The organism is Prosthecobacter algae, assembly GCF_039542385.1.
GTDB classification, from domain to species: Bacteria; Verrucomicrobiota; Verrucomicrobiia; order Verrucomicrobiales; family Verrucomicrobiaceae; genus Prosthecobacter; species Prosthecobacter algae.
Window position 1 is genome coordinate 351,228 of record NZ_BAABIA010000006.1, and the last position, 14,704, is coordinate 365,931.

Annotated in this window: 9 protein-coding genes, 1 tRNA gene and 1 pseudogene; 5 read left to right on the forward strand and 6 right to left on the reverse strand. The window is 60.6% G+C overall.

Translation table 11 applies throughout. The annotated features are described in order from the left end of the window. Positions 1 to 83: 83 nt before the first annotated feature. A complete protein-coding gene (locus ABEB25_RS16075; protein ID WP_345737440.1) occupies positions 84 to 335 on the forward strand; it encodes a hypothetical protein in 252 nt (83 codons plus the stop codon). Positions 336 to 476: 141 nt separating this feature from the next. Continuing rightward, a complete protein-coding gene (locus ABEB25_RS16080; RefSeq protein ID WP_345737441.1) occupies positions 477 to 2,549 on the forward strand; it encodes a hypothetical protein in 2,073 nt (690 codons plus the stop codon). 57 nt (positions 2,550 to 2,606) lie between these two features. Here ABEB25_RS16080 and ABEB25_RS16085 read toward each other — a convergent pair whose 3' ends face one another. Further along, positions 2,607 to 3,089 carry a hypothetical protein gene (locus ABEB25_RS16085; protein ID WP_345737442.1) on the reverse strand — a complete coding sequence of 161 codons (483 nt, stop codon included), beginning with the start codon at positions 3,087 to 3,089 and terminating at the stop codon, positions 2,607 to 2,609. Between the two features lie 428 nt (positions 3,090 to 3,517). Between ABEB25_RS16085 and ABEB25_RS24530 the strand changes: the two are divergent. Beyond that, positions 3,518 to 4,585, forward strand: a pseudogene (locus tag ABEB25_RS24530) (recombinase family protein); the annotation flags it as partial. Positions 4,586 to 5,217: 632 nt separating this feature from the next. Here ABEB25_RS24530 and ABEB25_RS16100 read toward each other — a convergent pair. Further along, positions 5,218 to 5,307: transfer RNA gene (locus tag ABEB25_RS16100), tRNA-Ser, on the reverse strand. Between the two features lie 170 nt (positions 5,308 to 5,477). Between ABEB25_RS16100 and ABEB25_RS16105 the strand changes: the two genes are divergently transcribed. Together ABEB25_RS16105 and ABEB25_RS16110 are read left to right on the forward strand one after the other, a co-directional pair. Next, a complete protein-coding gene (locus tag ABEB25_RS16105; protein ID WP_345737445.1) occupies positions 5,478 to 6,737 on the forward strand; it encodes a hypothetical protein in 1,260 nt (419 codons plus the stop codon). Positions 6,738 to 7,033: 296 nt separating this feature from the next. After that, positions 7,034 to 7,333 (forward strand): hypothetical protein, encoded by a 300-nt coding sequence (locus ABEB25_RS16110; RefSeq protein ID WP_345737446.1) that lies wholly within the window; start codon positions 7,034 to 7,036, stop codon positions 7,331 to 7,333. A gap of 538 nt (positions 7,334 to 7,871) precedes the next feature. Here the strand turns inward: ABEB25_RS16110 and ABEB25_RS16115 are convergent. The 4 genes from ABEB25_RS16115 to ABEB25_RS16130 are packed head-to-tail and all read right to left on the reverse strand — an operon-like array spanning position 7,872 to position 13,899. Further along, positions 7,872 to 9,545 (reverse strand): PPC domain-containing protein, encoded by a 1,674-nt coding sequence (locus tag ABEB25_RS16115; protein WP_345737447.1) that lies wholly within the window; start codon positions 9,543 to 9,545, stop codon positions 7,872 to 7,874. Then, a complete protein-coding gene (locus ABEB25_RS16120) occupies positions 9,542 to 10,882 on the reverse strand; it encodes a DUF1501 domain-containing protein (protein WP_345737448.1) in 1,341 nt (446 codons plus the stop codon). The genes ABEB25_RS16115 and ABEB25_RS16120 overlap by 4 nt, the downstream gene beginning before the upstream one ends. Positions 10,883 to 10,891: 9 nt before the next feature. Further along, positions 10,892 to 12,442, reverse strand: a complete 1,551-nt coding sequence (locus ABEB25_RS16125) for a lipopolysaccharide biosynthesis protein (RefSeq protein ID WP_345737449.1) — start codon at positions 12,440 to 12,442, stop codon at positions 10,892 to 10,894. Continuing rightward, positions 12,439 to 13,899 carry an alginate O-acetyltransferase AlgX-related protein gene (locus ABEB25_RS16130; protein WP_345737450.1) on the reverse strand — a complete coding sequence of 487 codons (1,461 nt, stop codon included), beginning with the start codon at positions 13,897 to 13,899 and terminating at the stop codon, positions 12,439 to 12,441. The genes ABEB25_RS16125 and ABEB25_RS16130 overlap by 4 nt, the downstream gene beginning before the upstream one ends. Positions 13,900 to 14,704: the final 805 nt, after the last annotated feature.

The following is a 14,704-nucleotide window of genomic DNA, read 5'->3' on the forward strand; positions in this document are numbered from 1 at the left end:
AAACCTGCTGGACCCGCGAAGAAAGCCCCTGCGTCCGGCTGGAACTTGTCGACGGCTCCTGGCCCATTCTTCCCTATGCGCAAATGCAATCCGCGTGGTTCCGTCCTGAGTCTCCCACCGAAACGCTGGAACTGCGGTTTCCTCCCTATCAGGTGCGAATTGCCGGGGGGAATCTGCGCAAGCTCGCCGTCGCCTTCCAGAAGCAGGCCGTGGAGTCCGTGCGGATCTCCACGAAAAGCGAACGTATGAGCCAAGGCGACGGGCCAACGTGGATCGCTTCGATTGAGGTGGAGGAAGACAAGCAAGATGCGGGCGCGGATGAGTCCGCGCCTTAGTGAATCTCAGCTTGGGTATTTTAGACCATTGACTGAAGACAAGGGTCTTGAATTCCTCCGTGCATTTGTGTATTTACTACCCCGCGTTGTTGAGCTTTCTCAACGCCTAAAACACTGTCGCGCTATCCCGTCTCCTTCCCGATGAACATCACCATCAAAAACTGCAATAGCATTGACTCCGCAGATATTTCAATCGAGCAAGGAAAACTCAATGTCCGCTATGGCGTTAATGGGACAGGGAAAAGCACGATCGCGAAATGCCTGACCCTCGCCGCGAAGAGTGAAGACATCGGTGTGCTCTGCCCATTCAAGCATAAAGCCTCGACCGAGGTGGCAACAAAGCCTTCCATCCAGGGCGCAGAGTCCTTTTCGTCAGTTCTCGTCTTCAACGAGGATTATGTTAGGCAATTCGTCTTCCAAGCGGACGAGGTAATTGCCAACAGTTTCAATATTTTCGTTAGAACTCCCGAGTATGAGGCTCATCTGGCGGCCATCGAGACGCACATCAAGGGGATCAAAGATAGCTTCAAGGACTCAGTGGATCTCAGCAAACTCATCACCGATCTTCAAACACTTAGCGGAGCTTTCGGTAAAAGCAAAGACGGATGGGCTGCATCGGGAGCTTGGGCGAGAGGCCCCGGAATGGGTAATCGTGTCGTCCATATTCCAGAAGGCTTGGAGGACTACAAGCTCTTCATTCAGTCTGATGACAATGTGAAGTGGCTCAAATGGCAGATGGAGGGAACCACGTATTCCTCGAAGTCAGATAACTGTCCATTCTGCACATCTTCAATCGAATCCAAAAAGGCGACGATTCAGAAGGTGCGCGAGAATTATGATGCCAAAGCCGTCGAGCATATCAACAACGTCAGCCATGTGGTGGGAGAGCTGGGAAGCTATTTCACGGACGATACACGCCAGAAAATCTCCACCCTCACCAAAAGTGCGGGCCAAATCTCCCAAGAGGAGAAAGCGTATCTGGTCGATCTCAGGAGGCAAATTGATCTTTTGCTAGAAAAGTGTCAGAAGCTGAGATTTCTGAGCTTCTCGTCGTTGAAAGACGCTGGAAAACTTTCAACGCTCCTTGAGGACTTGCGGATCAAACTCGAATTTTTCACCTCACTAAATTCTGACTCCACTCGGGCGGTGATTGATCCGATCAATGCGAAGATCGACGAGGTCCTCGTGGACATTGGGACATTGCAAGGGGAAGTGGGAAAACAGAAGAGCGCCATCGCCAAAACCATCAAGATCAACAAAGAACACATCGATCTGTTCCTTCGTTCGGCAGGCTACAAATACACCGTAGATATTGAACCGGCTGGCGAAGAGTATCGGCTCAAACTTTTCCACATCGACGCACCGGATGCTCAAGCCGACGGATCGGCACATTTGAGTTTCGGGGAACGCAACGCCCTTTCACTTGTGCTGTTTATGTTTGATTGCTTGGCACAGAACCCCAACCTGGTCATTCTAGACGATCCGATTTCGTCTTTCGACCGCAGTAAGAAGTTCGCGGTTGTGGAGATGCTCTTTAGAGGAGCGAGATCCCTCCGAGGCAAAACGGTTTTGATGTTGACGCACGATCTGGAGCCTGTGATCGACATGGGGCACACACTTGCAGGAAAATTCATGCAGACTGTGACCATTGCCTTCTTGGAGAACCAGAAGGGACAGATCACTGAAACCGAAATCAAGAAGGATGACATCATGACATATGGTGAAGTCTGTAAGACGAATATTGCGGGGGCAGCCGACGATGTGCACAAGGTCATTTACCTGCGTCGATTCTTGGAAATCACCGAACCTGCTGGGATGCCCTACCAACTGCTTTCGAGCCTAATCCACAAAAGAGTCAGCCCCGATAAAAGAATTGGTGGTGTGACGACAGCGCTAACATCAGGCGAGATTGCAGCGGCCACCGCCGAGGTATCAGTGCATATTCCCGGTTTCAACTACAGCGCTCTTCAAGCGCGATTCGCAGACGATGCGCAAATGATTGCCGCCTACAAGGCGGCAAACAAGAACTACGAAAAATTGCAGATTTTCCGCGTGCTTAAGGATGGGGATCTTCCAGATGACGAGGTTCTGGCTAAATTCATCAATGAGGTATTTCACATCGAGAATGACTTTATAATGCAGGTGAACCCACTGAAATACGAACTTATACCTCACTACGTGATCGAGGAATGCGACAGAGTCCTCGGTGTCTGAAAGTGAATCGAGGTTTCTCGCTGGTAGTCGTGACAGTTGTCGCCTCTACCAGCTCCTTCAACCGCAACTGGCTTTAAGACGCTGCTCGGCAGCAACGGCCAGTTGCCGCAGCGTCTCCGCGCTGGCGGGTGTCGGCGGATAGATCACGGGCAAGCCCTCCGGCGTGGCGGTTTCTTCCCGGTCGAAGCGGGCGAACTCGCCGGAGACGCGCAGGATTTCGCCAAGCAACGGCTCAACCTCCGGGCCATATTTGAGACGGGCGTGAATCGCCGTGCCCACGGCTTGGGCGAGGTTGGCATCCAATCCTGAACAGGCATCGCCAAGGTTCACAAGATGGCTGCACGAATAGAGACTCCATAGGATGTGGCGGACGCGAGTTCCTTGGCCGGTGCTCCAGTGGTGCGTAAGGGTTTCAGTGAGAAGCGGCGTTACTTCGGCCAGTTTCCGTGCGGCTTGTTCCTGCCGCACGTTTCTGAAGGCACGGCCTGATTGCCCGTGAGTGGATTCGGCTTCAATGGTTCCAATGTCTGACAGATTCATGGCGTATGCGATGGCGGGGCATGGAAACCCCGGACGCATTGGCGGCCACGAGATACAGGTTTCCGTGCGTTTAGCAGGCGGGCACGCCAGTCGGTGCGCGGAAATCCTCGGTTGGAATCCAGAGCGGGATTCAGGGATGGCGCTTCAACATCGGGAAGCGCGGGTTGTTGGCGGCAGCATACGACGCAGGCCGCCTCATGGCAAGATGGCCGTTCCACTTTGCTCCCAATCGAGTGCAATCCGCTTCCTGTCGGAAACCAAACTCCCATGAGTGCTTGCCCATGTCCGCTTTCGCGCCGGTTAGGCGCACCCCGGAATCGGGCGCGCGCGGCCTATAAAAAACGGGTTTATCTATCCTTGGATGCCAAGATAACGATTGCGAACTTTTGGTTTTGAGAGTATGCTTTCTCACAGAAACACATCCGGTTATGAAAAAACGATCCGCCTCCAATTCAGCCCTCTCCACGGCATCCGCCGCGCCCCTCGTGCGCTGCGCGATCTACACCCGCGTTTCCACCGATGACCAGGCACGCGGGGAATACAACTCACTGGAAAGCCAGCGCGACATCTGCGAGCACGCCATTGCGGTTCACCTCCATGAAGGGTGGAAAACCACCCTGTATCTGGATGATCCCGGATACTCGGGAAAGAACCTTGAGCGGCCTGGAATGCAGGTGCTCATTCAGGAAGTGAAGGCCGGGCAGGTGGATGTGGTGGTGGCCTACAAGCTGGACCGCATCACCCGCTATCTGCCGGACTTCTATGAGTTCTGGAAAATCCTGAATGAGCACAAGGTCAACTTCGTTTCCGCCACGCAGGCTTTCGACACCAGCACCCCCATGGGAATGCTCATGCTCAACATGCTGCTTTCCTTCGGCCAGTTCGAGCGGGAGATGATCGCGGAGCGCGTCTCCCATAAGATCGCGGAACGCGCCAAGAAAGGCTTGTGGAATGGCGGCTGGGCACCCTTGGGCTATGCCCATGATCCCGTCACCAAGCAGATTCATCCCGATCCTACGGAAGCTCCCATTGCCCGTCGGGTTTTCGAGTTGAGCAAGGAGCTACGCAGTGCCTCAAAGGTGGCCGGCACGTTGAACGCGGAAGGGCTGCGCACCCCTGAACGGACAGTGAAGAGTCGCCGGGGCAATGAAATGATCGTGGGCGGCAAGCGGTTCATCCCGAACAAAATCAAGGTAATCGTCACAAATCCACTGTATAAAGGGATTGTTCACCACAACGGGGAGGACTATTCGGGCGAGCATGAGGCGCTTGTGAGTGAAAAGCTCTGGCAGGACGCCAATGACGCGCTGAGCGGCAAAGGGAAGAACCGCCAGCAGGCGGTGCTGGAGCGCAATACTCATCAGTCTCTGCTCAAGGGCATCATCCGTTGCGGCGAATGCGGCCACCGCCTCACGCCCAAGCCGGGCGGCAAGAAGGACCGAGACGGCAATCCTTACCTCTATTACACCTGCAACAACGTGAGCAAGGACGGCAAGGCCGCTACGTGCTCCCTGCGCAATGTTCCCGCTCGGGCCATTGATGACTTCGTGATCCAGATTTTGGGAGAGATAGGCCGTCGGCCTGAGATCATCAAGGCGGCGGTCGCCTCGTCCAATGAGGAAAAGAGCAAGTCCATCCGTCCCTTGAAATCGAAGCTCACACAGCTTCAACGCCAGCACACCGACATGGGCGAGGAACTCCAGCGCTACCTCGTGATGGTTCGCAAAACCGATTCCGCGCACTTCGGACGGGAAACCCTCGCGGCGGCGGAAGACTTGGCGAAGCAAAAGCACGAGCTGGAACGGGAAATCGAGAAGGTGAAGATCGACATCGCGTATCGTGAGAGAGCGGTGACGGACGAGCACCTTGTGGCGAAGAGCCTTCTGGACTTCGAGAAGACCATTGCCGGAGTTTCTTTCGACGAGCAATGCGACCTTCTGCGGCTGCTGCTGCGTCAGGTTCGAGTTAACCGGCTTGACCCGAACAAGGAACCGATTCCGGGGAATCCGCATACTTGGAGCACCAAAATACGAACTCAGTGGTTCGCGGTGAACTTGGACCTTTACGCAAGTGACTTGGTTTCAAGGAATTGCGAAAATCCTACTGCGAGTTCGCATTTGGATCAAAGTGGCGGAGAGGGTGGGATTCGAACCCACGGTGAGAATTACCCCACGCCAGTTTTCAAGACTGGAGCCATAAACCACTCGACCACCTCTCCATGATGCGTTCGGGGAACTGAACGGGCATTTTAAGGCATCTCGGTGGGGTTGAAAAGGGGGAACTTTGGTTTTGATGCGGTTCGTCGGGAGGCTGGGTGGGGTGCAGGTGAAGGTGGCTGGAGGTGGGGCTTGTGCAGGCGCTCTTTTTCCCTAGGATGGAAGCATGAACATGGGTGATACACGATGGAAGGTGCTGATGGCGATGCTGCTGCTGGGTGCGGGGGCGGTGATGGCGCAGTTGCCTGCGCGGGATACGGAGATGGATGAGGTGCTGCGCCGGGCGGAGGAGGTGATGGCGGCCTCGAACCGGGACTTTGTGAATGCGGCGAAGGATGTGGGGGCGGTCTTTGAGGCGGCGCGGGCGCTGCATGAGAAGGGCGATGAGACGCGGGCGGCGGAGTATTTTGCCAAGGGGCTGCAAATGAGCCCGTGGAGCCTGGAGGAACAACTGGTGTATGCGGAGGTGCTGCGGAAGCTGAAACGGGAGGAGGAGGCGGTGGAGATCGGCGAGATGGTGGTGAAGCGGGCGGAGAGGGATGCACTGGCGAATGAGGCGCTGAAGCTGCTGGGCCGTGGGCCGGTGGAGGGGCCGCCAGTTTTCCAAGGGCCGGTGGCGGGGCCGTGGCTGTGCTTTGTGAAGGTGGGCCCGGTGGATGATGTGGTGATGAAGGAGGCGATGGAGAGGATCAGCCTGACACTGGGGCTGCCGGCCTATTTGGCGGAGGATACCCTGGGACTGCCGGCAGCGGACCGCAGTGCGCTGGACCGGTGGGTGACGAAGCAGGTGATCCCGGCGATCAAGTGGAGCCACCCGGTGGCGCGGCAATTGCTGAAGGATCTGGGAGGTGAGGTGCCGACGGACATCGAGCCGAAGAAGCTCTTGCGTGGACTGGTGGCGCAGATGCGTGCCGAGGGCCAGGAGGCGCAAGCTGAAAACATGGAGAAAGAGATGCGCCACTTTCAGAAATGGGACAAGCAATGGCGGGCCTCGGGCCTGCTGGATATGCTGCGCGCCCATCTGCTGCGCACGCCGATGCCCGGTGCGGTGACGGTGGTGGGGGTGACGGCGGCGGACCTGTGTGAGGATGAGGTGAACTATTTGTTCGGCTCGGCCCTCACGGGGGGGAGGCTGGCGGTGACCTCCTATGCGCGATACACAAGTGAGTTTAACCAGATGCCGCCGGAGCGGAAGAAGCTGCTGGGGCGGCTGCACAAGCAATTGCTGAGCGGGATCGGCTATGCGCTGGGGGTGCCCCGGCCGACGGACCCGACGAGCGCGCGCGCCTACCCGGCGAGTCTCGCAGAGCATGATGCGAAATCTGAATACATGTCGGCCGCGTGCCGGGCGGGGTTTGAGAAGGCGCTGGGACGGAAGCTGCCGATGGAGGCGATGCCGCCGGAGATGCGCGGGCCGCTGCGACCGAAGTGAGGCGGGGGACGGAGCGGTCTCTAACGATGCTTTTTGTTAGGCGGGTGAGATTCTGAGGGTGTGTTGAGCCAGCGTTTTCGCCCTGGGCTGAATTCATGGGCCATTCAGGCCCGGCGGCACTTGTGGAGTGGGGCGTGAGAGTATGATGCTGCGGGGCCGCTTTCCGCACAGGGACTGTGCGGGCTACCTTGGAGGCCATCCCGCGTGGACAAAATTTCCGCTGCCGAACAATCCCCTTTCTAAACTGCCCCTGAAGGGCTAAATCTCACCCCTCAGCCTGTGCTGAGACACGTCTTATGATGATCGGTCTCCTCTTAAAAATCGCGTTGGTCTGGGTGCTTGGTTCCGCCGCCTACCACATTGGCCGGGGCAGCCCCACGATGACTCCCCAGCGCTGGTGGACCTGGGCACTCTTCGGCCTGGGTCTGCAATGGCTCGTCCTCGTCCTCTCCCTCCGCGTGGACTCCCCCGACATCCCGATTGATCCCCTCTCCACCTTCATCAACTCCGCCGGCCTCATCGCCGTCTTCGTCCTCTTCCCTGCCCTCATTTACTGGGTCATCGGCTTCACCAAACGCCCGAAAAAGCTGGAGTAACACCGGCCTCTCAAGGTGCCACATACCGCATGAAGCGCCCTGGACTGCGCCAACCCTCAGGCGCTTTCGAAAGCTCATCCATTTCTGAGCTTCCTCAGCGCCCCAAGGAGCGGGACTTGCCAAGTCCCGGCCTTTGAACCTGCGCCTACCCTCACGGACCGTCTTCCAGAGAACGGCAAAATGATGTCGGGTAAAAGATGGATGATCCATTTCACCTAACAATGGACGCACAATTCACACAACGCCTCCTTACCCCATCGGCACTTCCCAAACCACGGGACTTGGCAAGTCCCGCTCCTTGGGGGTGTTTGTGGCGAACGCGGATCGGTAATGGGTTGGGGGCTTTTTTGACAGGATTGACATGATTTCAGGATTAACAGGAAGTGTGGCAAGGGGGTGAATGGGGGCGTGAGAGCTTATCGAAAGCGCCACAGGACTGGCGCACTCCAGGACGCTCCGCGCCATCTTGACCTTTGACCTTTGACCTTTGACCTCTTGACCTCTTGACCTCGCACTGAGCACTTTCCCCCCGCTCCCCTCACTTCTTCTTCTCCACCAGCAGCCATAGCACCGAGTTCCGGTCCCGCAGGGTCGTGCCGCGCACATCCTCGCTGCGCAAGGGGTAGTCGGCGATCATGGTCGTCAGTGGCTCCTGGGTCGTCCAGGCCTGGAACAGCAGGGGGGACTGGCTAGGCTCGGCATTCGTGGCAGCCACCAGCTTCACTTCCACATCGCCGCCCTTTTCTGGCACTGGCACCTCTGCCGCTGCAACTCCTGGGGGCAATCCGCAGACGCGTAGCACGGTTGTTTGTTTGTAGCCGTTCAGGGGCTTCACATTCACCTTCACCACTGCCGTTTTTCCAGGGGCCAGCGCGATGGGCTTGCGCTCAGGCAGGGTCACGGCAACCACCGGAGATGCCGGGGAGAGATCGAGTACGTAATGATTGTTAGGCCCGCCTTGATGAAACTGGTCCTCCACGATGATCTGGTACGCGCCATCCGCTGCCGCCGTCCAGGTCGCGTTCGGGTCTGGCTGCTCGCCCTGATCCACGGCAGTGGCCAGCACCTTGCCATCGGGGCCCTCGATGCGCAGCGTTGCATCCAGCGGCAGGCCTAGCTGGCGGGAGTACAAGCGCACCTGCCCTTTTTCGCCCTTTTTCATCGTCAGCGCATAACGATCCACATCGGCCTTGTCCGCGATTCCCCCCGCCAGCGTTAGCGTGCCCGCAGGCACCGGCGTGGACTGGGCCAATTGTTGGTTAGGCTCCTTTTCCAGCAGCGCCGGTTTCTCCACCGCCAGCACCTGGATGGGCTGCAAGGCCCCTGCCACGAGGATCTGCCGAACCTTGTCACTGCTGTTGGGCAGCGTGGTTGCATCCACCGTTAGGCCGAGCTTCTTCGCATCCAGCCCGCTGCCCATCTGGGTGACTTCCGTCTTGCCCGTGGTGGCGATGGCCGCCGGATGCAGGTGAGTGACCACCGGCCCCGTGCTGAGATGCAGGCGATAGACCACCGTGGGGCCGCCCGTGAACCGCACATCAGCCAGGGGCGGATGCGCAAAACCTGCGAGCTGCACTGTGTACGCCCCGTCTTTCGGCGCAGTGTAAACCAGGCGAGGATCCAGATTCCGCCCGTCGCTCACCGTCATCACGCGCAGGCCCGCAGGGTCCAGCACATGCGCCATCACATCCACGGGCGATCCCAGCGCATAGGCCTCCACCAGCGCATGCAGCGTCTGCCCCGCTTTCAGGGTCACGGTGTAGCCGTCCACATCGCCTCCCTTGTCCAGGCGGGCATTCACACAAGTGGGCAGCTTGGTCACGGCCTGGCCTTTGCCAACCATGTCGTTAGGCTCCGCCTCCGCGATTTCCGGGTGCTGGCCGATGCTGAAAACACGAGGGTCCGAGATGCCCTCTGCATTCACCGCCACGATGTGGTGCAGCCCTGGCCGCGCCTGCGCCGTCACCGTCACCTGCCACTCGCTTTTCTTACCGGTGGGCACCAGGTAAAGCCCCGGCGCATCCGTCCACAGGCGCACCGTGTCATCAAGTTTGCCCGTGGCCGTCAGCGTGAAGCTGCTGCCCACCTGCCCTCCGGCAGGAAACAGCGCCTCCAGCTTCGGTGCCTCCGCCCACAGCGCCCCGGCACCCAGAACGATGCCGCAAAGAAGACGATGGGGCCACGCGGGCCGCAGTCCGGAAAAGGGCTTCACGCGAAGAGCTCTTTGATGGGCTTGCCGCCATTGACGAGCTGCACGGGCCGCCCCGTGTTCGTGTGCAGCACCTGATGCGGATCAATGCCCAGCTTCGTGTACAGGGAGACGGCGAAGTCTTCCGGCGAATAGATGTTTTCAGCCGCGTAGTAGCCCTTGGGGTCGGTAGCACCGATGATTTGCCCGCCTGGAATGCCCGCGCCTGCCATCACCACGCTCATCGCCCCTGGCCAGTGGTCGCGGCCCGAGTCCTTGTTCACCTTCGGCGTGCGGCCAAATTCACCCAGACAAATCACCAGCGTGCTGTCCAGCATGCCACGTTGGTCCAGGTCCGTGATCAGGCCGCTCAGGCCCTGATCCAGCTTCGCCGCGTAGCCGTCCTTGAAGGTCTTGAAAATGTCGCGGTGATGATCCCACCCGCCCCAGTAGGCGACCGTGAAGGATACTCCCACTTCAGCGAGGCGACGCGCCAGCAGCAGGCGCTGGCCAAAGTCATTTTCGCCATACAGCTTGCGTGTGGCCTCCGGCTCCTTGCTCAGTTCAAAGGCCGCCTGCGCCGTGTCGGAGGTCACCAGCTCCATGCCCTGCTGGTAAAATTGATCAAAGCCCACCGTCGGATCTTCCGCCGCTTTGTGGTTGATACGCTTCAGGTTATCCAAAGAAGCGCGCAGGCTGTTGCGGCTCAGGGCACGACCTTCGCTGATGTCCTGCGGGATCGCCAGATCGCGCACGCGAAAGGACTTGCTGCTCGGGTCGCCCCCAATCACAAAAGGTGCATGCTGCGCCCCCAGAAAATTCGGACCGCCAGAGCGAGTCACGCTCGGCAGGGTCATGTAGCCCGGCAGGCCGCCGCGCACCCCGCGCTCATGCGAGACCATGGAGCCGAACGAAGGGTGGAAGGAGACAAAGGCCCCGCAGCCCACTGGCACTGGTGTGGGCGTGCCCGTCATCAGGTAATGGTTCCCACCGCCGTGGTTCGGATCCTTGTGGCAGAGCGAGCGCAGCACCGTGAACTTATCGAAGCACTTTGCCAGCTTCGGCATCGTTTCACAGAAATGCACGCCTGGCACGCTGGTGGGGATGGACTTGAACTCGCCCCGGATCTCACGCGGCGCATCCGGCTTCGGGTCGAAGGTCTCGTAGTGCGAAGGGCCGCCATCCAGCCAAACGAGGATGCAGTTGATCTCGTCCGGGCTCGACTTGCCCCGCGCCTGGGCTGCCTGCGCCCGCATCGCCAGGATGTCTGAAAACGCCACCCCGCCGATGGCCCCAAAGCCGATCTGCAAAAAGTCGCGACGGCCCACGCCTGCGCAGTTGTAATGAGAACCAGAATTCACTGCCCTAACCTACGGCGAGGCCATCGGCGGTCTTGCGGCGGCTTTGTTCCTTTTGAAAAGAAGCCGCAGCCCCAGGTGGAACCACGTGCGCTCCTCCCGCCCCAGCAGCCCCAGCGCCAGCAGCGCAAAGAACACCGCCGACAGCGCAGCGATGCCCAGCATGATGTGCCCATAAGTCGGCACCTCCAGCCACCGCCGCACCAGCACAAAGGCCGGTACCAGCAGCAGCGTGCTGCGCCCCAGCGGCAGCCACAGGCACTCCCACGCCACCGTGCGCCAGGGCAGCCCCACCTGCCGCACCACCAGCCACGGCATGGCCACTGCATACACCAGGCTCATCACCACCAGGCTGGCCACCGCCGCACCCACGATGCCATAAAGCCGCACCAGCAGAACGGTCAGCCCAATGTTCAGCGAGATACCCACCAGAAACGTCAATGCCAGCGGCCGATGCCGCGCCATGCTGATGAGCAAGTGCCGCGCCGGGATCTGCGCCGCCCCCAGCACATGTGGCAGGATGAGCGCCAGCAGCACCGGAGTAGCCGCCGCCGCCTGCTGCGGCACCCAGCGTTTCAAAAAGGCCGGCCCCACTGCCCAAAGGATGCCGCCCCCGATCACCGCCACCTGCACCGAGATGCGCGAGGCCGCAATGAACCCCCGCTCCAGCCCGCTGCGATTCCCCGCCCCGTCCAATTGACTGAAGGTGGAAAGCAACTGCGCCCCCACAATGGCATAGGCCACATCATAAAACATGATCGCAAACTTCTGCCCCAGCGAGTAGATGCCCGAGGCCGCGCTGCTGATCACCGCCGCCAAAATGAAAATGTCCGTGCCGCTGAAATTGATGCGCTCGCTCGTCGTCAGCAGGTAGCTCCAGCGGGAAAAGATCAGCAGCTCCCGCGCCTTCCCCCGCCGCGCCCAGTGCCAGCGCACCAGTGGGAAAAACGAGCGGTCCATCAGCGCCATCAGCACCAGCTCCCCCAGCCCGCCAAAGGCATGGATCCACGCCACTGTCACCAGCCCCCGCCCGCTGCGCAGCGCCCAGGCCACCAGCGCCGTGCACACCAGTACCCGCAGGATGGCCGCCACCGCGATGAGGTCCCGCCGGAGCTGGCTCTGCAAATGCACCAGGATGGGCCGCACCAACCAAAACGCCAGCGAGCTGAGCGTCAGCGCCATCACCACCGATCGCGCCTCCGCAAGATCATGCACGTCCGAAAGGAACCACGGCAGCGCCACCCACGTGATGGCCCCGGCCACCTGCGCGATGAAGCCGATGATCAGCATCCCCACCGTCCCCGTGCTGGCCGTGTGCCGCAGGTCCTCCACATCCCCATTGCCGATGGACCGGGCCAAAAAGCGCGGCATCGAGGTGGACAGCCCCAAGTCTAGTAGCAGGAACTGCGAAAAAATCCCCACCAGGATGCCCCACAGGCCAAAGCCATTTTCCCCCAGATGGTAGACCATCAGGGGCGTGACCCACAATCCACAGCCGAGCCGGACAACCTGCTCAATCACGTGCATCGCGGATCCGCGCACGATTTTGGGCATCAAGCTCATGGTCGGGTCGTCATCTCCAGTCTGCCTGTTTTCGCATTTTCAAAATGTTTTGCAAGCAGTTCACCGATCAAACGCGCCCCTTCCGCATTCAGGTGAGTATCGAGAATGAGATTATACACTGGTGTCCCCTTTTCCGCAGCCCCCCTCAGCACCGGGCAGGCATCGATGAAGGCCATCCCCTGCCCCGCGCAAAACTCCCGCAGGTGCTGCGGCAGTGTCCCCGGCACCCAGGCCCGCGTCGTCGCATCCGCCTCAGGCCGATACCGCACCAGACCGTGGTACGTGCGGTTGTTTGCCGGAATATAGAGCAGCGCAGGCTCCAGCTTCAGCTCCCGGCAGGCCTCGGCAAACTGGCGGATGGCCCCCTCCATCACCGCCATCTGCTCCCGCGTCGCCGTCTCCGGGTCCAGCGGCATGGGCGGGGCCCGCATCATCAGCGGCGTCTCCTTTTCACCCGCCGTCAGCCAGGCATTCTGGTAACTCACCGCCTGGGGGCGCATCAGCAGATGCCGCGCCACCTGATAGCCCGCCTTCACCAGCGAAATCTGCGGCTGCGGCTCCCGCAGCGGTCGCCAGCCCGTGCGTCGGTGCCGCTCCAGATCCGCCTGCTCCTCCGCCGTATCCAGGATGTCATTGCCATCGTAAAAGGCCAGCACCGCCTGCCGCGTGGACGGCCCTTTACCAAACCGCCGCAGGTACTCCCCATGCGCCAGCGTGCCCGTATTGCACACGCCCAGATTCCGCACCACCACCCCGCTGCGCTGCGCCGCCACGGTGGTGAACATCTGCTCCTCCGGCAGCGCCCCGCACTCCGTGAAGGAATCTCCCACCACCACCGCCTGCCAATCCTTCAGACCTTCCGGATTGCGAAAGCCGTCCGCATCATACCGCGTCGTGATCTCCGCCTCCTCCTCATAGGCCGCATCCGTGCCGTGATTGATCTTCAAAAACGTCGCCAAGGGTCGCCCCGTCCACGTCAGCGGCCCCGCCCGCGTGAAAAAGATCTCCCCCACGGGCCGGTCCGGCATGCGCAGGCACAGGGGGTAATGCGCCCGAGGATCATCCGTCTGGCCCGTCAGATTGTTGAAATTCACCCCCGCTAGGCGGCATCCGCCCTCCACTACGCCCAGCATCAGCACAAACACCAGCCCATTGCCCGTCACCCATCGCTGCGCCCGCAGCAGCCGCCCCTCCGGCAAAAAAGCCGCCAGTGCCGCCCACAGCAAACCGCCCAGCAACGCTGCGACGCAGAGCCAAAACAGCAGCGACCGCTCCCCCGTCCCCACCATGATCCAGCCTGCCGCACCCGCCAAAGTCACCCCCAGCCCAGCCCCCAGCGCCAGCCCACGCTGCGCCCCCCTGCCAGTATTGTGCGACCCCGTTTGATCCATGTTTCCCTCCAGCATAGGCACCCCACCCAGGCCGTCAAGGGGGACGGGAAAGGGGTCAAGGGTCAAGGGTCAAGGGTCAAGGGAGTCAAGCCGCGCGGAGCGTCCAGGACTGCGCCAGTCCTCTGGCGCTTTCGAATTGTCTCTCGGCCTCCGTTCGCCATGGAGCGCGGGCGTCCCGCCTGCCGTTTCCTGCGTCCTCGCGGGAAACCGTTCTCCCACCCCGCAGCCCATGCCTCGCACCCCGCAGCAGCCACCTCAGTTAACGGTCTTCGGCGGGACGCCGAACACAGCACGCGAGACGCGTGCGCTCCATCTCAATCCCATGCCAGCGCAGCTACATTGCCGCCGCGAAGCGTCCTGGACTGCGCCAGTCCTCTGGCGCTTTCGAAAAGGTCTCACGCCTCCGTTCGCCATGGAGCGCGGGCGTCCCGCCTGCCGTTTCCTGCGTCCTCGCGGGAAACCGTTCTCCCACCCCGCAGCCCATGCCTCGCACCCCGCAGCAGCCACCTCGGTTCACGGTCTTCGGCGGGACGCCGAACACAGCACGCGAGACGCGTGCGCTCCATCTCAATCCCATGCCAGCGCAGCTACATTGCCGCCGCGAAGCGTCCTGGACTGCGCCAGTCCTCTGGCGCTTTCGAAAAGGTCTCACGCCTCCGTTCGCTATGGAGCGCGGGCGTCCCGCCTGCCGTTTCCTGCGTCCTCGCGGGAAACCGTTCTCCCACCCCGCAGCCCATGCCTCGCACCCCGCAGCAGCCACCTCAGTTCACGGTCTTCGGCGGGACGCCAAAGACAGCACGCGAGACGCGTGCGCTCCGTCTAAAACCGTCGTTCGCCGGTTGCCACACTTCCTGCCCACTCCCTCAAGCAG

Bases quoted from the DNA above. Each gene is read 5' to 3' on its own strand.
- ABEB25_RS16075 (WP_345737440.1), top strand. From the start codon at position 84: ATGCAATCCGCGTGGTTCCGTCCTGAGTCTCCCACCGAAACGCTGGAA.
- ABEB25_RS16080 (WP_345737441.1), top strand. From the start codon at position 477: ATGAACATCACCATCAAAAACTGCAATAGCATTGACTCCGCAGATATT.
- ABEB25_RS16085 (WP_345737442.1), bottom strand. From the start codon at position 3,089: ATGAATCTGTCAGACATTGGAACCATTGAAGCCGAATCCACTCACGGG.
- ABEB25_RS16105 (WP_345737445.1), top strand. From the start codon at position 5,478: ATGGGTGATACACGATGGAAGGTGCTGATGGCGATGCTGCTGCTGGGT.
- ABEB25_RS16110 (WP_345737446.1), top strand. From the start codon at position 7,034: ATGATGATCGGTCTCCTCTTAAAAATCGCGTTGGTCTGGGTGCTTGGT.
- ABEB25_RS16125 (WP_345737449.1), bottom strand. From the start codon at position 12,442: ATGAGCTTGATGCCCAAAATCGTGCGCGGATCCGCGATGCACGTGATT.